This is a genomic window from Saccharopolyspora sp. 6M (genome assembly GCF_020176775.1).
Classification (GTDB): Bacteria; Actinomycetota; Actinomycetes; order Mycobacteriales; family Pseudonocardiaceae; genus Saccharopolyspora_C; species Saccharopolyspora_C gregorii.
The window spans coordinates 1-20,478 of record NZ_JAIUJZ010000159.1 but is presented as its reverse complement, the minus strand read 5'-3'; the positions used below and the strand labels follow the sequence as shown (position 1 = coordinate 20,478).

Here is a 20,478-nt window from a genome sequence, read left to right as displayed (position 1 = left end):
GTGAACGGACCGTTTGTCCCATCTCGTTGGTCGAACGGTCCGTTCACCCGGCTCGCTGCGGCCGGTGCGCGTGGCGCCGGTGTCACGGGACGACAACGACCCGGCACCGCTGATCACTTTTGCACTACGGCTGCACGTCGTTCCCCGGCCCGCCCTCGCGTCGAGGTGCCGCCGCCCCGGATCCAGCGCGCCGGGCAGGCGCGGACATCCGCAGTGGAACCCGTTGCGGCCCAAGGGATCCGACGTCTCGAGCGCCGAGGGCGGAGCGCGGTTCCGAGACCTCCCGGCACCTACCACGACCCGGCGAAAGCCGCAGTGCAGGTGGTTAGGGTGAGCCGGTGTCGGAGCAGTGGAGCCACAACGTGCACTACCACCCGCTCGTTCTCGACTCGGTGCCCGAAGGATGCGACGCGGCGCTCGACGTCGGGTGCGGCGACGGGACGCTGGTGCGCGCGCTGGCGTCGAGGGCGAAGCGCGCCACGGGCATCGACCGCTCCCGCACGATGATCCGCCAAGCCCGCCGCGCCAGCTACCAGTACGACAACGTGTCCTATGTGGACTCGGACTTCGTCGATTTCGCCGCGAAGGCGCGGGACGGCTCGTACGGGTTCATCAGCAGCGTCGCCGCGCTGCACCACATGGACTTCGATTCCACGCTCACCGCCATGGGCCGGATGCTCGCCCCCGGTGGGAGGCTGGTGCTCGTCGGCCTGGCCCGGCACCACACCCCGCTGGACTGGGCGAGGGACATCGCGGCGATCCCGGTGCACCGCTTCCTCGCCCGCAGGCACGGCGGGGTCACCGAGCCGCCGGAGGTCCCGGCGAAGGACCCGATCATGACCTGGGATGAGGTGCGCCAGGGCGCGCAGCGACAGCTGCCCGGCGTCCAGTACCGCAGGTTGCTGCTGTGGCGCTACGCGCTCACCTGGGACAAGCCCGTCCCGACCTTCTCCGGGTGAACGGCCCGTTCGACCAACGAGATGGGACGAACGGTCCGTTCACCCACATCGGCGGCGACAGGACCGATCGCGCACGAACCACTTCCCCGGGTGAACGGACCCTTCGACCAACGAGATGGGACAAAGGGTCCGTTCACTCGGAAATCCCTGGCCCGGTGCCGACCACTCGCACCGGAGCGAACGGACCGTTCGCCCAACCAGATCGGACGAACGGTCCGTCCACCCATCGCTGCAGCGATGGGACGGGCGGGCGTTCCGGGGCGACGGTCGGCGTAGGCGCGGGTGCGCACGTGGACGTGGGGGGGGGGGCCGGGGGCGGGGCGCGGGGGGGGGGCCCGCGGGGGGGGGGCCCCCCCCCGGGGGGGCGGGCCGGCCGGCGCGGCGGGGGGGGGGCCCGGGGGGGGGGGGGGCGGCCCGGGGGGGGGGGCCCCGGGCCCCCCCGGGCCCCTCCACTCCCGATCGGGGTGTCAGGCCCGGGCGGTGACCCGGTGGAAGGCGTCGACGAGGTCGCCGAGTTCGGGGACCTGTTCGGCTTCGGCGAGGGTCTTCTCGAGCGCCGCGTCGTGGGTGGGCCGCGCCTGCTCGAGGAGCGCGCGGCCTTCGTCGGTGAGTTCGGTGTAGATGCCCCGCCGATCGTCCTTGCACAGGATCCGGGTGAGCAGCCCCCGGTCTTCGAGCCGGGTGACGAGCCTGGTGGTGGCGCTGCCGCTGAGCGCGGCGGCGCGGCTGAGCTGCTGCATGCGCATGTGCCAGCCGTCCTGCCTGCTGAGCGCGTCGAGGACGGTGTACTCGACGACGGACAGCCCGTGGTCGGCGGTGAGCGCCTTCTCCAGGGCGGATTCGAGCATTCCGTGCAATGCGGCGAGGGTGCGCCAGCCTTGTGCCCGCACTTCGACCGCGTCGTCGGCGATCCCCACGCCACACCTCCTACCGGCGAGCTCGACGGGTGAGCTCACTCTCCCCACCACCATAGCAGCTTGCGCAGATAGAAAGCGCCTGCAACTATTTAGCAAGCGCGTGCAACTACCAGCTGAAGCCGCATTTCTTCCCACGCACGCCGAAACACCCGCATCACCCCGCGCCCCAGCGGGAACCCCGTGGCGAACACCCGAGGAGAGCGAACACCGATGAACACCGACATGACCGGCCGCACCGCCCTGGTCACCGGCTCCACCAGCGGCATCGGGAAAGCCATCGCGGCGAGCTTCGCCCGCGCCGGAGCCGACGTCGTCGTCAACGGCCGGTCCCAGGACCGGGTCGACGCCACCGTCGAATCGCTGCGCGCCGACACCGGCGGTTCGGTGCGCGGCATCGCCGCGGACATCGGCACGGCCGAAGGCGCCGAAGCGCTCATCACCGAGCTGCCCGACGTGGACGTTCTCGTGAACAACGCCGGGATCTTCTCCGCCACCCCGGTCTTCGAGATCAGCGACGCGGAATGGTCCCGGTTCTTCGAGGTGAACGTGCTCTCCGGGGTGCGCCTGGCCAGGCACTACACCCCGCGCATGGTGCAGCGCGGCTGGGGCCGGGTGATCTTCATCAGCAGCGAGTCCTCGATCTTCATCCCCACCGAGATGGTGCACTACGGCATGACCAAGACCGCGCAGCTGTCCGTGGCGCGCGGCATGGCCCAGGAGGTCAAGGGCACCGGCGTCACCGTGAACAGCGTGCTGCCCGGCCCGACGCTGACGCCCGGCGTCGCGGAGTTCATCGCCAGCCGGGTCGGCGACGACGTGCCGTTCGAGGAGGCGGAGCGCCGCTTCATCGCCGAGGAGCGCCCGAGCTCGTTGCTCGGCAGGCTGATCCGCCCCGACGAGGTGGCGAGCCTGGTGCTCTACGCCGGATCGGAGGCCGGCTCGGCGACGACCGGGGCCGCGCTGCGGGTGGACGGCGGCGTCGCCCCCTCGCTGACCTGAGCGGTGCCGCGGAACCGGCGGGCGGTCGAGCCCACCGGATCCGCCGCTGCTCAACCGCGGTACTCGGCCAGGAACGGGCGCATCGCGGCGAGCATGCCCACCGGATCCTCCTCCGGCACGTAGTGCCCGGCACCCTGCAGCACGACGCTGGTGACGTCCGTCGCGACCGCGCCGATCTCGGCCGCCATGCCTTCCCCGATGGACTCCGAACCGGCGATCGTCAGCACCGGCAACGTCAGCTTCCGCTCACGCCGCACCAGGTTCTGCTCGATGATCGAATCGATGGCGCGGTAGTAGTCGAAGCTGGCCCGCAGTGCCTCCGGGTCGCGCAGCGCGTCCACGTAGACCTGCACCGCGTGCCCCGGGATCGACGTCGGCGTGGCGGCCTTCGTGGCGAACTGGTGCCCGAAGTAGACGTCCTCCCGTCCGCGCACCAACCGCTCGTTGATCTCCAGCGCGCGGTTGAAGTTGAAGTGCCACAGGAGATCGCTGGTCCGCCGGTCGGCCAGCAGCGGCGGTGACTCGGACAGCCCGGGCACGATCGCCTCCGAGAACACCGCCCGCTCCAGCACCTCCGGGTGGTCGGCGGCCAGCGCGTAGCCGGTCCAGGCACCGATGTCGTGCGAGACGAGCGCGAACCGCTCGTGGCCGAGCTCGCGCATCAGCTCCACCAGATCGGTGGCCAGCGTCCCGGAGTCGTAGCCGGCGGCGGGCTTGTCCGTCAGGTTCACGCCGCGCGGGTCCACCACCACGACGGAGAACCGCTCGGCGAGCTCCGGCAGGACGAAGCGCCACTGGTACCAGTTCTGCGGCCAGCCGCCGAGCACCAGCAGCGGCGGACCGTCGCCACCGCTCAGGTAGTGCGTGCGCAGACCGCCCGCCGTGGCGTAGTGGTCCCGGAAGGTCTCGGTGAAACCGTCCGGCAGCAGCGGCGCCGAAGCGAGGGAACCGGGGCCGTGCGGAACTTCGGTTGAGGTCACGAGGAAACTCCGTGTTCGACGAAGGAGGGGAACCCGGCCGGTACCGCTCGGCGCCTAGCGGACGGCTCACCTGGGTGGCCGGGCCGGCCGGTACGACCTACACTAGCCATGTTGGAACGATCGGTCAAACATGGCGGAGGGAGTGCGCCAGATGGCAGGACGCAAGCAGTTCGACGTCGACACCGCCCTGGACGGAGCGATGCACGTGTTCTGGGAGCACGGCTACGCCGAAGCCAGCCTCAGCAGACTGCTCACCGCCACCGGGCTCGGCCGCGGATCGCTGTACTCCACCTTCGGCGGCAAGGACGAACTGCTCCAGCGCAGCGTCCGCCGCTACGCCGAACTGTTCGCCGCGCCCATGTCCGCCGCCCTGCGCTACCGCCCGGACGACCCCACCGCCGCCGTCCGCGCGTTCTTCGACACCGTGCTCACCCGGCTCGCCGACCCCGAGGTGCCCGCCGGCTGCCTGATCACCCGGCTCGCCGCCGAAACCGCCGACCTGGACGCGCCGGTGCGCGAGGTCGTCGCCGGCGCCCTCGCCGGGCAGCGCGCCGAGATCCGCGCCGCCCTCCGGCCCGCCGAAGACGCGGTGCCCGCGGAACGGCTCGACGACCTGGCGCTGTACGCGGCCGCGATCAACCAGTCGCTGACCGTGCTGCACCTCGCCGGGACACCGGTGGCCGAACTGCGCACCGTCGCGGACCTCGCTTACGAGCACATCGCGGCGGCGCTGGCCACGCCGCCGCGAACGGAGTGAACGGACCCTCCGACCAACTAGATGGGACGAACGGTCCGTTCACTCCGCTCCGGAGCCACCGAACTCCGAGTCAACGGACCGTTCGACCAACGGGACTGGACACACGGTCCGTTCACCCACGCGCAGCGACGCCCCGCACCGACGGGAGGCCCGTGGAGTCAACGGACCGTTCGACCAACTAGATCGGACAAGCGGTCCGTTCACTCCACACGGCGGGGCTCGGAAAGAGGCCGTCGCTCGCCGCCGCGGTGCACCGGTCGCGCCGAATGAACGGACCGTTCGACCAACTAGATGGGACGAACGGTCCGTTCACTCCAACAAGGGGGCGGAGTGCGGCACCCCGCTCTGTGGCGTCTGACGCAGAACCCGAACACCACGAGTGCTGAACTGGTCACGCAACGAGATCGCCCACCGCAGGGAGGACTCCGCCATGGCCCGCCGCACCGCACCTCGTCCCGCTCCGCAGCCCGAGCCCGCCACCGACGACCACCTCACCCCCGAGCAGGAACTGGACGTGGCGCTGCGCACCGCAGGTGACTTCCGCACCTGGATCTCCGGCGCCGACACCAAAGCGGGGCTGCTGATCCCCGCGCTCGGCATCGGCATCGGCGGCGCGGGCAACGCCATGTCCGGGTCCCACGCCGCGGCGCTGCAGCACGGCCCGCTGCGGGCCGCGTCGCTGGTGCTGCTGGGGCTGCTGCTGTGCGGGGCGCTAGGCGCGCTGCTGCACCTCGCGGCCGTGCTCACGCCGCGCACCGGCGCTCCGGCCGGCGGGGCGAACGCGTTCGCCTTCCCAGCCTTCCGCCCGGCGCACGGAGCCACGGCTACCGAGCTGTGCGCGCAGGCCTGGCAGCAGGCGGAGGCGCTGGCGCAGATCGCCGCCACCAAGTACCGGCGCCTGCGCATCGCGCTGCACTGCTCCTGCGGGGCGCTGCTGGCGTTTCTGGCGTGGACGGCGCTGCTCGCGGTGCGCTGAGCCGCTACTCGAACCCCGCGTGCTGGGCGAGCAGTTCTCGGTCCAGCACCGCGATCCGGCGCCGCCGCGTGTCGACGGCGCCGCGGTCCCGCAGCTCCCGCAAGGCCCGCGCCACCGTCTCGCGGGACGCGCTGGTCGCGGCAGCCAACTCGGCCTGGCTCAACGGGATCGCGATCGCGTACCGGCCGGGCCCGTCCGGCACCCCGTGCTCGCGCACCAGGTCCAGCAACAGCCGGGCCAGCCGCTGCCCCACCCCGGACGAGGTGAACTCCACCCGGTACCGGTCGGACTCGCGCATCCGGGCCACCACGCCGACCAGCAGCTCGAACATCACGTCGGGGTGTTCGTGCAGGAACCGGCGGAACTCGGCGCCCGGCACCACGTCCGCCTGCACCGGCCCCAGCGCCGTCACGGCGGAAGCCCGCGGTCGCCCGTCCACCGCGGAGAACTCGCCGATCACCGAGCCGGGCCCGCGGATCGCGAGCACCGTCTCCGCGCCCCGCGTCGACATCGACCACACCTTGACCTGGCCGCTGCGGATCAGCAGCACGTGGTCCGACCGGTCCCCCACGCCGAACAGGACGGCACCTCCCCGCCACCGCCGGGACGTGCCCACCGACCGCAACGCGGCCACCGCCGCCTCGTTCCACCGCTCGCCCATGCCGCCCCCGCTCGCGCGCCTCCGCGGGGTTCCACGCACCCCGGCACTCCGCTGCAACCCGGTGGCCGAGTGCGGCCGACCATGATCGTGGAGGACCCGAGCTTGACAGGCGTGGGCCGGGCTCGGCCAGCACCCGGACGAGGAGCGGTGCGAGAGGCCGCCCACCACACCGACGTCCCGGCCGGACGCGACCGCGTGCGACCGACGTCAGCTGAAGGTCGGCAGGCCCACCGCGGCGTCCACCGCGATCGCCACGAACAGCACCGCCAGGTACGAGTTCGACAGGTGGAACAACGTCATCGGATTCGTCGCGCGCCCCTGCCGCACCGAAGCGTGCAGCCGCTGCGCCACGATCAGGAACGCCGCGCCGGACAGCACCGCGATCGCCACGTACACCCAGCTCGTCGCGGGCACCAGCAGCAGCGTGGAGGCGACCGTCGCCCAGCTGTACACCAGGATCCGCGCCGACACCTGCCGCGGCGTCGCCACCACCGGCAGCATCGGCACCCCGGCCCGCGCGTAGTCGTCCCGGTACTTCATCGCCAGCGACCAGAAGTGCGGCGGCGTCCACAGGAACACGACCGCGAACATCACCAGCGCCGGCCACTCGACCTCGCCCGCCACCGCGGCCCAGCCGATCACCACCGGCATGCAGCCCGCCGCACCGCCCCACACGATGTTCTGCGAGGTGCGGCGCTTGAGCAGCAGCGTGTACACGAAGACGTAGAACAGGATCGCGGCCAGCGACAGCACCGCCGCCAGCAGGTTCGCCCCGATCGCCAGCACCGCGAACGACACGGCGCCCAACACGATCCCGAAGATCAAGGCGTGCTTGCGCGGCACCTCGTAGCTCACCAGCGGACGGCTGCGGGTGCGGTGCATCACCGCATCGATGTCCGAGTCGGCCACGCAGTTCAACGCGTTCGCGCTGCCCGCCGACATGGCGCCGCCGACCAGCGTCACCAGCACCAGCCACGGCGACGGGATGCCGCGCTCGGCCAGGAACATCGCCGGGATCGTGGTGACCAGCAGCAGCTCGATGACGCGCGGCTTGGTGAGCGCGAAGTAGGCGGCCAGCACGCCGCGCCGCTTCGCAGTGGTGGTGGGAGCTGCTTCCGCCTGTTCGGGAACGGCCGTCATGAGCTCGTCGACCCGGTCGTCGCCGCGGCCTCGAACGGCAGCGGTTCACCACCGGTGCGCAGCCGGTGCCACAGCACCACCTTGCGCTCCGCGAAGAACGCGCCGAGCGGGATCGTCCCGGCCAGCAGCACCAGCAGCATCCGGCCGTACGGGATGCGCAGCTGCACCGTCGTCACCAGCGCGACGAACAGGTACACGATGTAGAGGTAACCGTGGCCGATGCCGATCGTGGTCGTCCACGAGTCGCCCATCAGCTGCGCGGACGAACCCTCGGGCCACAGGTATTTGAACACCATCGCCAAGCACAGCAAGATGAGCAGCACCGCTGTCACGTACGCCATGACCCGGTATGCGGCCAGAACGCCAGGCTTCACCACAGATCCCTCAATCCCGCCTCTGCCACGAACACCGGAAACGACCGTACGCCACCACCGGTGCACGCCTGCGCGTGACCTGGCGGGACAGTGGTGCCGGCCACGCGATGGCGTGGCTCAGGACACTCCGGGCAGACCGTAGGCGCGGGCGATCAACTCGTAGGAGCGCAGCTTCGCGTCCCGGTCGTACAGGTTCGCGGTGAGCATCAGCTCGTCGACCTCGGTGCGTGCCCGCAGCTCCTCCAGCTCCGCGTGCACCGAATCCGGCGTGCCGTGGATCGCGTCCGCCAGCCACGAGTCCACGATGCTCTGCTCCACCGCGGAGTACGGGTAGTCCCGCGCCTCCTGCGGGCTCGGCATCCGGCCCGGGTTCCCGCTGCGCAGCCGCAGCATGCTCAACGCCATCGGACGCGCCAGGTCCAGCGCCTCCTGCTCGGTGTCGGCCGCGATCGCCTGCGCGCCGATCATCGAGTACGGCTCGGCCAGCACCTCGGAGGGCTGGAACGACTTCCGGTACAGGTCCAGCGCAGGCAGCGTGTTGCGCGCCGAGAAGTGGTGGGCGAACGCGAACGGCAACCCGAGCGCGCCCGCGACCTGCGCGCTGAACCCGCTCGAACCGAGCAACCACACCGGCGGCGCCTGCCCGTGCGGCACCGAACTCACCTCGGCGTACGGGTGGTCGGCGCTGAAACCGTCGCCGAGGAACCGCAGCAGGTCGCCCAGCTGCTCCGGGAAGTCGTCCACCGAGAGCGGGCCGCCGGTGCGGCGCAGCGCCCGCGCCGTCCCCTGGTCGGTGCCGGGGGCACGGCCGATGCCCAGGTCGATGCGACCCGGGTGCAGCGCCTGCAAGGTGCCGAACTGCTCGGCCACGACCAGCGGCGCGTGGTTCGGCAACATCACCCCGCCCGAACCGAGGCGCAGCGTGCTCGTCGCCGACGCCAGGTGCGCGATCACCACCGGCGGGGAGGAGCTCGCGATGCCCGGCATGCCGTGGTGCTCGGCGACCCACAGCCGGTGGAATCCCCAGCGCTCGGCGGCCCGGGCGAGTTCGGTGGTGGTGGCCAGCGCCTCCCCCGGCGTCGTCTGCGCGCCGACGGGCGCGAGGTCCAAGATCGACAGCGGCACGGCCGAGCGGCCGCGGGCGGTGCCGCGGATCGGGTCGGGCCGGGATGCGGGACCGCCGGCCTCGAGGGCGGTGCGGTCCGGGTTGGCGACGGTGTCCATCGCCGCTTGCAACCATCCGGCAGCGGGGCTTTGTTCCCGGGCCGCTGTGCGGGTGCTCACACGCCCGGACGCGGGTGAACGGACCGTTCGTCCGATCTAGTTGGACGAACGGTCCGTTCACTCCCCCGCTCGGGTCAGGCCCGGTCGCCGGTGAGCGCGTAGTCCGGGTGCGCAGCCGGGGCCGGCGAGCTGCGGTGGCGCAGGATCGACTCGCGGATGTCCCCGGCCCGCACCGCACCGTTCGACAGCAGCGAGGAGGTGATGCCGTGGGTGTGCTCGGTCCCGCCTTGGAAGTACACGCCGCCGCGCACGCTGCCGGTGGTGCGCACCCGGTAGTCGCGGTCGACCTGCACCTGCCCGTCGCCGTCGCGGAGGCATTCCTCCCAGGTGCGCCCGAGGAACCGCCCAGGGTCGCCGGGACGGCAGCCGGTGGCGTAGACGAGCACGTCGGAGTCGAGGACGGTGCGCTCCCCGGTCGGGAGGAATTCGACGGTGACGGCGACGCCGTCGTCGGTGGCGCGCACGTCGACGATGCGGGAGGCGTTGAGCATCCGCAGCCGTTCCTCGCCGCGCACCTTCTCCTGGTAGGCCCGCGCGTAGAGCTGCTCGATGAGTTCGAGGTCGACCACCGAGTAGTTGGTGTTGCGGTGGTAGTCCATGAGCATCTGCTTCACCCCGCTCGGCGCGGTGTAGAAGTGGTCGACCGCGTCAGGGTCGAAGATGCGGTTGGCGAAGGGGCTGTCGTCGGCGGGAGTGTGCCCGTACCGGCTGAACACCGAGCAGACCTCGGCGCCGGTGAACGTGCGGTGCAAGTAGTCGGTGACCTCGGCGGCGCTCTGACCGGCGCCGATGACGGTGAACCGGCGCGGTTCGCTGTCGCGGAGTTCGCCGACGCGGTGCATGAGTTCGAGGTTGTGCCACACGCGGTCGCCGAGCTCGGCGCCGGGCGGCAGGCTCGCTTCGAGCCCGACGGCGACCACGATGTTGCGGGCGCGGCTGGTGGTGACCTGGCCGGAGCCGTGCCGCACGAGCACTTCGAAGACCTCGCCGTCCTGCACGGGCCGCACGTCGATGACTTCGGCGTCGTACTGGACGAGGTGGTCGAGCCTGCCCGCGGCCCACTCCAGGTAGTCGTGGTATTCGACGCGGGTGGGGAACATCGTCTTGTGGTTGATGAAGTCGACGAGCCTGTTCTTGTCCTGCAGGTAGGACAGGAAGGAGAAGTCGCTGGCGGGCTCCCGCATCGTCACGAGGTCCTTGAGGAACGAGACCTGCATGGTGGTGCCCTCGATGAGCATCCCGCGGTGCCAGCCGAACTGCGGTTTGCGTTCCAGGAAGCTCGCGTCGAGCCGTTCGCCCTCACCGCATCGGCGGTTGTGTTCCTCGACGGCTACGGCCAGCGCTAAGTTGGAGGGGCCGAAGCCGATGCCCAGGATGTCCTGGACGTGGCCTTGCACGTGGGTCGGAGCCGCAGACACGGTTGTCCCTTCGCCGGTACCCGGTCGGTGTCGCGCGCGGGCACGGTGGAATCCGCAGACCGCTCGTCAGTCGCGGTCGTGGTTGTATCGATCGTGGTAGTCGGTTTCGGCCATGCCGGCCTTCCAGTAGCCGATGGCGAGCACCGACGCGGGGTCGAACCCGCGGTCCTGCCGCAGGTGGCGGCGAATTCCGCGGACGACCCCGGATTCACCGGAGACCCAGGCCGACACGTCGAGGGTGTCGGGGATGTCGAGGTCGCGGACCGCGTCGGCGAGCAGGGTGGAACGCCCCGCGGGGATCCCGTCGCGGTGCAGCCAGGTCATCCGCACGTTCGGCGGGCATTCGATGTGCTGCTGGTCGCCGCTCCCGCCGACTTCGAGGAAGACCTGTCCGCTGGCGGTGATCGGGAGCTCTTCGATGATGGAGGCGATGGCCGGCATCGCCGTCTCGTCGCCGACCAGCAGGTACCAGTCGGCTTCCCGGCAGGTGCGCCCACCGGGTCCGAGCACGCCGAGGTAGTCGCCGGGTTCTGCGCGGCGCGCCCAGGACGCGGCGACACCGTGTTCCCCGTGCATGACGAAGTCGATGTCCAGCTCGCCGCGCTGCTCGTCGTAGCGGCGCACCGTGTAGGTGCGCATGGTGGGTCGTTCGTGCGGTTCGGGCCAGTCGTAGCGGCCTTCGTCGTTGAGGACGGGGAGCACCGGGCGATGCTGACCGGGTTGCGGAACGAACACCTTCACGTTGGGCCCGCTGTGCTGCTCGCGGAATCCGGTGAGTTCCTCGCCGCCGAGGGTGATGCGCCGCATGGACGGCGAGAGCTCCGTCGTGCGCAGCACTTCCAGCGTGCGGGTCGGCGGACGGCGGTGTGCGCCGCGTCGGGGTCGGTCCGCTGTCGTCATCGGGCCTGGCGTTCCTTCCTCACTGTCTCCAGAACGATCACTGGAATTAAGGCTAGCCTAACCATAGAACGTCGGGATGTCTTCATCCGGTGGGCCAGATCTCGCCACCCGCTCGGGCGGAACCGTCAGCCCCGCCCGGCGGGCACCGCGTCGGCCCCGTCCCCGGCTTCGGCCGCGCGACCAGCGGTGGTGCGCAGTTCCGCCGGGTTCTTGATGCGCAACGCCACCAGGACGCCGAGCAGCGCGAATCCGGCGGAGACGAGCATCGCAAAGTGGTAGACGCCCAGCGACCCGGAAGATCCCGCGCCGCCGATCGCCAGCACCCCCGCCGTCACCGCCACGCCCAGCGCCGAACCGACCTGGCGCTGCACGTTGAACAGTGTGGAGGCACCGCCGGTGGCGGTGGCGCTGATCGTCGCGAACGCGACCACCTGCAACTCGATCGAGGCGGCGCCGACGAAGAAACCGGAGGCGAACTGCACGACGCCCGCCGACAGCGGTCCGGTCACCAGGTTCATCGCTGCGAACGACCCGGCCGCGCCGAGCATCGCCACCGCGATCAGCAGCCGCGGACCCCACTTCGGGTGCGCCCAGGTCACCGCCTGCGAAGCCACCATCAGCCCCACCGCCTTCGGCAGCGTCACCAGGCCCGTCTCCCACGGCGAGGCGCCCATCCCCGTCTGGTACATCAACGTGAACCCGTAGAGGGTGCCGAGGAACCCGGCCACGCACGTCGCCAGGATCAGGCTGGCCCGCCGGAACGAGGCGTCGCCGAACAACCGCACGTCCAGCATCGGCTGCCGCGACCGCAGCTGGCTCACCACCAGCGCCACCAGGCAGCCGAGGCCGACCGCGCCGGCCAGGTAGAAGTGCGGCGAGCCGGGCCCGCGCATCGACACCGCGTCCAGCGCGTACATCAGCAGCCCCAGGCCGGGCGCGGCGAGCGCGAACCCGACCAGGTCGAACCGCTTGTGCACCGATTCGACGTGCTCCCGCAGCCGCAGCGCTCCGTACACCAGCGCCAGCACCCCGAACGGCACGTTCACGAAGAAACCCCACCGCCAGGTGAGCTGCTCCACGAACAGCCCGCCGAGCACCGGCCCCAGCGCGGGGGCGACGGCGGTCGGGATCACCAGCACCCGGGACAGCTTGATCCGCTCCTGCGGCGGGTAGGCGCGGAACAGCATGGTCAGCGCCACCGGGCTCAGCACCCCGCCGCCCGCGCCCTGCACGATGCGGGCGAGGGTCAGCTGGGTGAGGTCCTGCGCCGCCCCGCACAGCGCGGAGGCCAGCACGAACGCGCCGAACGCTGCCAGGAACACCTTCTTCGTGCCGAACCGGTCGCCGAGCCACCCGGACACCGGGATGCACACCGCGAGGCTCACCAGGTAGCCGATGTTGATGGCGCTGGTGGCGCTCGGCGGCACCCCGAACTCGGCGCCGATGGCGGGCAGCGCCACGTTCACGATGGTGGCGTCCATGCCGTTCATGAACATCGCGGCGACGTAGACGACGCAGACCGCGACCTTGGGGTCGTTCACACGCATTGGTTTCCCGATTTACACGCTGTTGCGGGCCGGGCGGATGTCCGTCCAGTGCACCTCGATGTGGTCCAGGCAGGACTTCCGGTCGGCGGGGCCGTGGGCGACGGTCCAGCCGTCGGGCACTCGGATCCGCTCCGGCCACAGCGAGTACTGGTCCTCGTCGTTGATCAGGGCGTAGAACGAGCCGTCGGCGTCGTCGAACGGGTTGCTCATGCTCCGGAACTCCTTCGTTGGTCGGAGGCGGTTCGCTGGTCGGAGGCGGTTCGCCGGTCGGACCCCGCGGCGCCGCGGAGCCGATCTTCGACGATGGCCGCGATCTCGGCGAGCGGGGCGGGGCGGGTCATGTCCTTGTGCTCGCAGGCGATGTCGTGGTTCTCCACGACGCCGTCCACGTACGGCTCCCACATCCGGGGGGTGAGCGAGGCCTTCGCCTGGTTCTCGGTGGCGGTGAAGAACAGCAGGTCGCCGTGGAAGGTGCCGTGGTCGGCCTCGTTCTCCAGCACGGCGCAGTTGGCGAAGTTGTCGATGATCGCCTTGACGGTGTGCTCTTCGAGGTTGGCCAGGGCGCTGCCCTCGGCGGAGAGGATCTCCATCACGTCCTCGCGGCGCAGCGGCCCGTCGCCGAGCCGCGCCATGTCGTAGCCCGCCATGTACAGCAGCGCCTTGAGCGCCTCCTCCTCGGTGGGCAGCACGTCCCACACGTCCTTCGGGTACGAGTCCAGCATGCAGAGGAACCGGACCTGTTCGCCCTGGTCCTGCAGCTGGGTGCTCATCTCGTGGGCGATGACGCCGCCGAAGGACCAGCCGAGGAAGTGGTACGGCCCGTGCGGCTGCACGGTGCGCACGTGCTCCAGGTACTCGGCGGCCATCGCGGCGAGGTCGTCGAGCACCGGTGCCGGTTCGTCGAGCCCCCGGGACTGCAGGCCGTAGAGCGGGCGCTGCGGGTCGATGTGCTTCATCAGCCCGGAGAACGGCCAGGCGAGCCCGGCGGCCGGGTGCACGCAGAACAGCGGTTCCTCCGTCCCGTCGGTGCGCAGCGGCAGCAGGATGCCCAGCGCGTCACCCTTGCCGCCGGTGCGGACCCGCGCGCCGAGGCCGGCGACGGTGGGGGCGGCGAACAGGCTGCCGACGTTGAGCTTCACGCCGAGCGCCTCGTCGATGCGGGCGATCAGCCGGGCCGCGAGCAGCGAGTGCCCGCCCAGGTCGAAGAACCCGTCGTGCACCCCGACCCGCGGTAGTTCGAGGACTTCCGCGAACAGCTCGCACAGCACTTCTTCGGTGGGGTCGCGCGGCACGGCGGAGCCGACGGCGGCGGCCAAGTCGGGTTCGGGCAGCGCGGCGCGGTCCAGCTTGCCGTTCGGCATCAGCGGCAGCGCGTCCACGAACACGATCGCGGCGGGCACCATGTAGTCCGGCAGCGATTCGGCGACGTGCGCGCGCAGTTCCGCCTGCTCCACGTCCTGCTGGGCGACGACGTAGCCGATGAGCCGCTTGTCACCGGGCCGGTCCTCGCGGACCACGGTGGCGACCTGGCCGACCGCGGGGTGGCGGGCCAGCGCGGCTTCGACCTCGCCGGGTTCGATGCGGAAGCCGCGGATCTTGACCTGGTCGTCGGCGCGCCCGGCGAAGTCCAGCGCTCCGTCGGAACGCCACCGCACCAGGTCGCCGGTGCGGTACATGCGGGAGCCGGGGGCGCCGTACGGGTCGGCGACGAAGCGTTCCGCGGTGAGCCCGGGCCGCTTCAGGTAGCCGTGCGCGAGCCCGGTGCCGGAGACGTACAGCTCGCCGACGACGCCCGGCGGTACCGGGCGCAGCGCCGCGTCGAGCACGTACAGCCGGGTGCCGGGGTCGGGGACGCCGATGGGCACCGAGGTGCCGGTGTCCGGTTCGCAGTCCCACAGCGTGGAGTTCACGGTCGCTTCGGTCGGCCCGTAGCAGTTCAGCATCCGGCGGTCCCGGGCCCAGCGCTGCACCAGGTCGGCGGGCACCTTCTCCGCGCCGCACAGCAGGGTCGCGTTCGGCGGCAGGTCCACCTCGGGCGGGAACATGCCCATCACGGACGGGCCGATGGCCAGGTGCGTCACCCCGTGCTCGGCGGCGTAGTCGGCCAGCGGCGCGCCCGGCACCCGCCGGTCGGCGGGCACCACGACGAGGGTGCCGCCGGAGAGCAGGCCCATGCAGATCTCCCAGAACGCCACGTCGAAGCTCGGCGAGGCGAACTGCAGCACCCTGCTCTCGGCGGTGACGCCGACCCGCTGCGCCTGGGTGGCGACGAGCCCGACGACCCCGGTGTGCGGGACGACGACGCCCTTGGGCCTGCCGGTGGAACCGGAGGTGTAGATCACGTACGCGGGATCATCCGCAGTGGACTTGCGAGGCGGGGTACCGGTGGGCCGGGCGGTGAGCGCCGTGCGCACCTCCGCGTCGTCCAGCAGCACCGCGGGCGCCCCCTCGGGGACGCGATCCGAACGCGCCAGCACCAGGCCCGGCTCCGCGTCGTCGATCATGTGCTGCAACCGGTCCGCCGGGTAGTCCGGGTCCAGCGCCAGGTAAGCGGCTCCGGAGGCCAGCACCGCCAGCAGCCCGATGATCAGTTCCGGGGAGCGCGGCAGCATCACGCCGACGATCCGGCCGGGGGCGGCACCGCGCTCGATCAGCAGGTGCGCCAGCGCGTTCACCCGCTCGCCCAGTTCGGCGTAGCTGAGCTCCACGTCCTCGAAGACCAGCGCCGGCTCGTCCGGGTGCGCCGCGATCCGCGCGTCGAGCAGGTCGGGGAAGGTCGCGGGCCGCACGTCCTGCTCCGGCACCGCGTCGCCCCAGCGGAAGATCCGCCGCCGCTCCTCGGCGTCCAGCAGGTCCAGGTCGCCGATCGGGGTGTCCGGGGCGGCCGCGGCGGCGGTCAGCAACCGCACGAAGCGGGCGGTGAGCGCTTCCACGCTGCGCTGCTCGAACAGGTCGGCGCTGAACTGGGCGACGCCGTCGACCCCGTCGCCGGTCTCGCGCATGCTCAGCGCCAGGTCGAACTTCGCCGCCCCGGCGTCCACCGTGTCCACAGTGGATTTGAGGCCGGGGAGTTCGGCGTGCACCGCCTCCGCCTCGCCCCAGTAGGCCAGCATCACCTGGAAGAGCGGGTGCCGGGCCAGCGAACGCGACGGGTTGAGCACCTCGGCGAGCCGCTCGAACGGCAGTTCCGCGTGGTCGTAGGCGGCCAGGTCGGCCTGGCGCACCCGGTCCAGCAGTTCCGCGAACGTCGGCTCCCCCGAGGTGTCGGTGCGCAGCACGAGGCTGTTCACGAAGAACCCGACGAGCTCGTCGAGCCGGTCGTCGCAGCGACCCGCCACCGGGGTACCGATGGGGATGTCGGTGCCCGCGCCGAGCCTGGTCAGCAGCGCGGCCAACCCGGCCTGCACCACCATGAACGGGCTCGCCCGGTGCGCCGCGGCCAGCGCCCGCAGGTCCCGGTGCAGCGCGGCGTCGAGGGAGAACCGCACGGTGCCGCCGCGGTGGCTGGGTGCCGCGGGCCGCTGGTGGTCGGCGGGCAGCGCCAGCTCGTCGGGCAGCCCGGCCAGCTCCGCCCGCCAGAACGCGAGTTCGCGGGCGGCGAGGCTGTGCTCGTCCTGCTCGTCCCCGAGCAGTTCCCGCTGCCACAGCGCGTAATCCGCGTACTGCACCGGCAGCGGCGGCCACTCCGGTGCCGCACCGCGCAGCCGGGCGGCGTAGGCGGTCGCCAGGTCGCGCAGCAACGGCGCCATCGACCACTCGTCGGTGGCGATGTGGTGCAGCAGCACCAGCAGCACGTGCTCCCGCTCGCCGGTGCGGAACAGCTCGGCGCGCAGCGGCGGCTCCTGCGCCAGGTCGAAGCCGTGCCGGGCCGCGGTTTCCAGCGCCTCGTCCAGTTCGGCGGCGGCGACCTCGTGCACCGGCAGCTCCGGTGCGGCGGCGGGCAGCACCCGCTGCCGCGGCTCGCCCTGCCGGTCCGGGAACGTGGTGCGCAGGCTCTCGTGCCTGCCGACGACGTCACCGAGCGCGGCGCGCAACGCCGCCACGTCCAGCTCGCCGGACAGCCGCACCCCGATCGGCAGGTTGTAGGTGGCGCTCGGCCCCTCCAGCCGGTGCAGGAACCACAGCCGCTGCTGGGCGAACGACAGCGGCACCTCGTCCGGGCGCGGCACCGGTCGCAGCTCCGGGCGGGCCCGCAGCGCCGGTCCCAGCCGCCGCACCAGCCCCGCCACCGTCGGGTGGTCGAACAGGGTGCGGATGGAGACCTCCACCCCGAGCTCGCCGCGCACCCGCGCCAGCAGCCGCGTCGCCAGCAGCGAATGCCCGCCGAGGTCGAAGAACCCGTCGTCGATGCCGACCTCCGGCACCCCGAGCACCTCGCCGAACAACCGGCACAGCGCCGATTCGACCTGGTCCCGCGGGGCGCGGCCGGTGGCCTGCGCCGCGAAGTCCGGCGCGGGCAGCGCGCGGACGTCCAGCTTCCCGTTCGCCGTCAACGGCAACGCGTCCAGCAGCACCACCGCGGACGGCACCATGTAGTCCGGCAGCTCCGCGGCCAGGTGCGCGCGCAGCTCCGCCGGGTCGGCGGTCGACACCGCGTAGCCGACCAGCCGGTGGTCGCCCGGCTGGTCCTCGCGCGCCACCACCGTCGCCTGCGAGACCTGCGGGTGGGCGGCGAGGCGCGCCTCGATCTCGCCGAGCTCGATGCGGAACCCGCGGATCTTCACCTGGTGGTCGGCGCGGCCCACGAACTCCAGCAGGCCGCCGTCGCGCCACCGGGCCAGGTCGCCCGAGCGGTACATCCGGGTGCCGCCCGCGCCGAACGGGTCGGCGACGAACCGGGACGCGGTCAGCCCGCGCCGTCCCAGGTAGCCGCGCGCCAGGCCCGCCCCGGCGATGTAGAGCTCGCCGACCACGCCCGGCGGCACCGGCTGCAGGTTCTCGTCCAACAGGTACACCCGCAGGTCCGGGATGCCGCGGCCGATGAGGCTGCCGTCGCGGCGCGCCACCAGCTCGGGGTCCAGCTCCACGTACGAGACGTGCACCGTCGTCTCGGTGATCCCGTACATGTTGATCAACTTGGGTGCGTCGGGGTGCCGCGCGTACCAGTCGTCGAGGCGGGACAGGTCCAGCGCCTCACCGCCGAACACGACGCGGCGCAACGCCAGCTCCCGGCTCGGCTCTGGCGCGTTCCGGTCCGCCTCGACGAGCTGGTAGAACGCCGACGGCGTCTGGTTCAGCACCGTCACCCGCTCCCGCACCAGCAGGTCCAGGAAGTCCTCCGGGGAACGGCTCACCTCGTGCGGCACCACCACCAGCCTGCCGCCGTGCAGCAGCGCGCCCCACAGCTCCCACACCGAGAAGTCGAAGGCGTACGAGTGGAACAGCGTCCACACGTCCTCGGTGCCGAACCCGAACCACGGCTCCGTCGCGGTGAACAGGCGCACCACGTTGTGATGCGGGATGACCACGCCCTTCGGCTGCCCCGTCGAACCGGACGTGTAGATGACGTACGCGGCGTGGTCCGGGGTCAGCGGGCCGCGCTCGCCGCCGAGCGGATCCCGCTGCGAGTGCTCGGCGATCTGCGCGGCGCTCGCCGGGTCGTCCAGCAGCAGCCGCGGGATGTCGGCGGGCAGGTTCTCGTGGTGCGCGGTGTCGCTGATCAGCATCGCCGGCTCGGAATCCGCCACGATGTAGGCGATGCGGCTCGCCGGGTTCCCCGGGTCCAGCGGCAGGTAGGCGGCACCGGCCTTGAGCACCGCCAGCACCGACACCACCAGCTCCGCCGAGCGCGGCAGCGCCAGCGCCACCAGCTGCTCCGGGCCGACCCCGTGGTCGATCAGGCAGTGCGCCAAGCGGTTCGCCCGCGCGTCCAGGTCCGTGTACGTCAGCTGCTCGTCGCCCCAGGTCAGCGCCACCGCTTCCGGGGTGCGGCGGACCTGGTCCTCGAACAGTTCCGGCAGCGTCTTCGCCGACAGGTCGGGGCCGACCGGGCCGCCGTTCCACTCCTCCAGCACCAACCGCCGCTCGTCGGCGGACAGCAGGTCCAGCTCGCCGACCGCGCCGTCCCCCGCGGCGAACCGGTCCAGGAAGCGCAGGAACCGCTCGCGGTGCGCGTCGACCTCGTCGCCGGTGTACAGGTCGGGATTCGCGTCGAACTCGAAGCGCATCCCGGTGCCCGCCGTGTACACCGACACCGTCAGGTCCTCCACCGGGCCCGCGGCCAGGTTGTGCACCGTCGAGGTGTGCTCGCCGAAGCACAGGTCGTAGTCGAACGCCTTCACGTTGATCATCGGGCCGAACAGCGGGCGATCGGTGCCCAGCAGCCGCAGGTCCCGGCGCAGGTCCTCGCCCCGGTACTGCTGGTGCTTGCGCACCTGCCGCACGGCCTTCGCGACCTGCGCGATCAGCTCGTCCCGGGTCGTCTCCGGGGTGACGGCCAGCCGCAGCGGCAGCACGTTCACGACCATGCCCGGCACCCGCGACGCCGCCGAACCGAGCCGCCCCATCACCGGCAGGCCCAGCACCACCTCGCGCCGGCCCGTCACCCGGTGCAGGTAGGCGGCGAACGCGGCGATGAACGCGTCCGGCCAAATCGTGCGGCTCTGCTGCGCGGCACCCGCCAACGCGTCCGCCGCACCCGAACCCACGTCGGCGACGCGGCGCACGAAGGTGCGCGCGGTGCGGCCCGACCGGCCCGCCAGCGTCGTCGCCTCCGGCTCGTCGGCGAACGACTCGCGCCAGAACCGCCGGTCCCGCTCGAACTTGTCCGACCCGCGGTAGTCCTGTTCCGCGTCGAGCAGCGCCGACAGCGGCTCGAACGGCGAATCCGCCGGCTTCTCGCCCGCGACCAGCGCCGAATAGGCCTCCGCGACCCGGCGCAGCACGATCGAGAAGCCGTAGCCGTCGATCGCCACGTGGTGGATCCGCTGGTACCAGAGCCAGTGGTCGTCGGCGAGCTTCACCAGCGCCGCGGTGAACAACCTGCCCCGCTGCCCGCCGACCGTCAGGTCGACCGGTTCCGCCAGGTCCGCGCGCATCCACCTCAGCGCCGCGGCCAGCGGATCCGCGTCGCCGCTGACGTCCACGACCGGCAGGTCCAGGTGCCACGGCGGGTCGATCACCTGGCGCGGGCCGTCCGCCGCCTCCACCACCCGGATGCGCAGCGACTCCGCCTCGGCGAGCACCACGTTGAGCGCGTCCTCGAACAGCTCCGGCTCCACCGGGCCGTGGATCTCGACGTACTCGCTCGTGTTGTAGATCGGGTTCGCGCGGTCGAGGGCCTGCGCGAACCAGATCCCCGCCTGCGCGGCGGACAGCGGCAGCGACACGTCCAGAGGCTCCGGCATCGTTCTCCCCCACGGGACACGGACAAAGTAAGGCTAACCTTATTTCACCGTCCGCCGAGTGACCAGAACCCCTGCTGCGTGCGCTACCTCTCAGCGGGGAGGCGTCCACCCGGCGGTAACCACCCGAGCCCGTGGGGTGGGGGGGCCCGGGGGGCCGGCAAGTTGGTGGGACGGGCGCCCCCCGCCGGCGGCGCCCCCCCCCCCCGGGGCCCGGGGGCGC

General features: G+C 72.0%; 15 protein-coding genes. 4 read left to right on the top strand and 11 right to left on the bottom strand.

What is annotated here, in order from left to right:
• Positions 1 to 338 precede the first annotated feature (338 nt).
• Positions 339 to 959 (top strand): bifunctional 2-polyprenyl-6-hydroxyphenol methylase/3-demethylubiquinol 3-O-methyltransferase UbiG, encoded by a 621-nt coding sequence (locus tag LCD31_RS20550; RefSeq protein WP_224960338.1) that lies wholly within the window; start codon positions 339 to 341, stop codon positions 957 to 959.
• A 467-nt stretch (positions 960 to 1,426) separates the two neighbouring features.
• Here the strand turns inward: LCD31_RS20550 and LCD31_RS20545 are convergent, their stop codons facing one another.
• Positions 1,427 to 1,876 (bottom strand): MarR family winged helix-turn-helix transcriptional regulator, encoded by a 450-nt coding sequence (locus tag LCD31_RS20545; protein WP_224960339.1) that lies wholly within the window; start codon positions 1,874 to 1,876, stop codon positions 1,427 to 1,429.
• A 210-nt stretch (positions 1,877 to 2,086) separates the two neighbouring features.
• Between LCD31_RS20545 and LCD31_RS20540 the strand changes: the two genes are divergently transcribed.
• Positions 2,087 to 2,875, top strand: coding sequence for an SDR family NAD(P)-dependent oxidoreductase (locus tag LCD31_RS20540; RefSeq protein WP_224960337.1), 789 nt, complete (start codon positions 2,087 to 2,089; stop codon positions 2,873 to 2,875).
• 50 nt (positions 2,876 to 2,925) lie between these two features.
• On the opposite strand, the gene LCD31_RS20535 is transcribed toward LCD31_RS20540, so the two are convergent.
• A complete protein-coding gene (locus LCD31_RS20535; protein ID WP_224960335.1) occupies positions 2,926 to 3,855 on the bottom strand; it encodes an alpha/beta fold hydrolase in 930 nt (309 codons plus the stop codon).
• A gap of 151 nt (positions 3,856 to 4,006) precedes the next feature.
• On the opposite strand from LCD31_RS20535, the gene LCD31_RS20530 reads away from it, so the two are divergent.
• Both LCD31_RS20530 and LCD31_RS20525 read left to right on the top strand, forming a co-directional pair.
• Positions 4,007 to 4,612, top strand: a complete 606-nt coding sequence (locus LCD31_RS20530; protein WP_224960333.1) for a TetR/AcrR family transcriptional regulator — start codon at positions 4,007 to 4,009, stop codon at positions 4,610 to 4,612.
• Positions 4,613 to 5,042: 430 nt separating this feature from the next.
• Positions 5,043 to 5,588, top strand: coding sequence for a Pycsar system effector family protein (locus LCD31_RS20525; protein WP_224960331.1), 546 nt, complete (start codon positions 5,043 to 5,045; stop codon positions 5,586 to 5,588).
• 4 nt (positions 5,589 to 5,592) lie between these two features.
• Here LCD31_RS20525 and LCD31_RS20520 read toward each other — a convergent pair whose 3' ends face one another.
• The 9 genes from LCD31_RS20520 to LCD31_RS20480 all read right to left on the bottom strand — a co-directional run bounded on the left by LCD31_RS20520 (position 5,593) and on the right by LCD31_RS20480 (position 20,258).
• Entirely contained in the window at positions 5,593 to 6,249 is a 657-nt protein-coding gene (locus LCD31_RS20520) for a Crp/Fnr family transcriptional regulator (RefSeq protein ID WP_224960329.1), read from the bottom strand.
• 207 nt (positions 6,250 to 6,456) lie between these two features.
• Entirely contained in the window at positions 6,457 to 7,389 is a 933-nt protein-coding gene (locus LCD31_RS20515; RefSeq protein ID WP_224960327.1) for a heme o synthase, read from the bottom strand.
• Positions 7,386 to 7,763 carry a DUF3817 domain-containing protein gene (locus tag LCD31_RS20510; RefSeq protein WP_224960326.1) on the bottom strand — a complete coding sequence of 126 codons (378 nt, stop codon included), beginning with the start codon at positions 7,761 to 7,763 and terminating at the stop codon, positions 7,386 to 7,388. The genes LCD31_RS20515 and LCD31_RS20510 overlap by 4 nt, the downstream gene beginning before the upstream one ends.
• A 117-nt stretch (positions 7,764 to 7,880) precedes the next feature.
• Complete coding sequence (locus LCD31_RS20505) at positions 7,881 to 8,987, bottom strand: LLM class flavin-dependent oxidoreductase (RefSeq protein WP_224960324.1); 1,107 nt, start codon at positions 8,985 to 8,987, stop codon at positions 7,881 to 7,883.
• Between the two features lie 134 nt (positions 8,988 to 9,121).
• Positions 9,122 to 10,465 (bottom strand): lysine N(6)-hydroxylase/L-ornithine N(5)-oxygenase family protein, encoded by a 1,344-nt coding sequence (locus LCD31_RS20500; RefSeq protein ID WP_224960321.1) that lies wholly within the window; start codon positions 10,463 to 10,465, stop codon positions 9,122 to 9,124.
• 66 nt (positions 10,466 to 10,531) lie between these two features.
• Positions 10,532 to 11,365, bottom strand: coding sequence for a siderophore-interacting protein (locus tag LCD31_RS20495; protein ID WP_224960319.1), 834 nt, complete (start codon positions 11,363 to 11,365; stop codon positions 10,532 to 10,534).
• A 125-nt stretch (positions 11,366 to 11,490) separates the two neighbouring features.
• Positions 11,491 to 12,912 carry a DHA2 family efflux MFS transporter permease subunit gene (locus LCD31_RS20490; RefSeq protein ID WP_224960317.1) on the bottom strand — a complete coding sequence of 474 codons (1,422 nt, stop codon included), beginning with the start codon at positions 12,910 to 12,912 and terminating at the stop codon, positions 11,491 to 11,493.
• A 12-nt stretch (positions 12,913 to 12,924) separates the two neighbouring features.
• A complete protein-coding gene (locus LCD31_RS20485) occupies positions 12,925 to 13,122 on the bottom strand; it encodes an MbtH family protein (RefSeq protein WP_224960315.1) in 198 nt (65 codons plus the stop codon).
• Positions 13,119 to 20,258, bottom strand: a complete 7,140-nt coding sequence (locus LCD31_RS20480; protein WP_224960313.1) for a non-ribosomal peptide synthetase — start codon at positions 20,256 to 20,258, stop codon at positions 13,119 to 13,121. The genes LCD31_RS20485 and LCD31_RS20480 overlap by 4 nt, the downstream gene beginning before the upstream one ends.
• Positions 20,259 to 20,478: the final 220 nt, after the last annotated feature.

Coding starts and splice junctions, on each gene's coding strand:
- LCD31_RS20505 (WP_224960324.1), bottom strand. CDS start 8,987: ATGGACACCGTCGCCAACCCGGACCGCACCGCCCTCGAGGCCGGCGGT.
- LCD31_RS20540 (WP_224960337.1), top strand. CDS start 2,087: ATGAACACCGACATGACCGGCCGCACCGCCCTGGTCACCGGCTCCACC.
- LCD31_RS20515 (WP_224960327.1), bottom strand. CDS start 7,389: ATGACGGCCGTTCCCGAACAGGCGGAAGCAGCTCCCACCACCACTGCG.
- LCD31_RS20525 (WP_224960331.1), top strand. CDS start 5,043: ATGGCCCGCCGCACCGCACCTCGTCCCGCTCCGCAGCCCGAGCCCGCC.
- LCD31_RS20530 (WP_224960333.1), top strand. CDS start 4,007: ATGGCAGGACGCAAGCAGTTCGACGTCGACACCGCCCTGGACGGAGCG.
- LCD31_RS20520 (WP_224960329.1), bottom strand. CDS start 6,249: ATGGGCGAGCGGTGGAACGAGGCGGCGGTGGCCGCGTTGCGGTCGGTG.
- LCD31_RS20490 (WP_224960317.1), bottom strand. CDS start 12,912: ATGCGTGTGAACGACCCCAAGGTCGCGGTCTGCGTCGTCTACGTCGCC.
- LCD31_RS20485 (WP_224960315.1), bottom strand. CDS start 13,122: ATGAGCAACCCGTTCGACGACGCCGACGGCTCGTTCTACGCCCTGATC.
- LCD31_RS20495 (WP_224960319.1), bottom strand. CDS start 11,365: ATGACGACAGCGGACCGACCCCGACGCGGCGCACACCGCCGTCCGCCG.
- LCD31_RS20480 (WP_224960313.1), bottom strand. CDS start 20,258: ATGCCGGAGCCTCTGGACGTGTCGCTGCCGCTGTCCGCCGCGCAGGCG.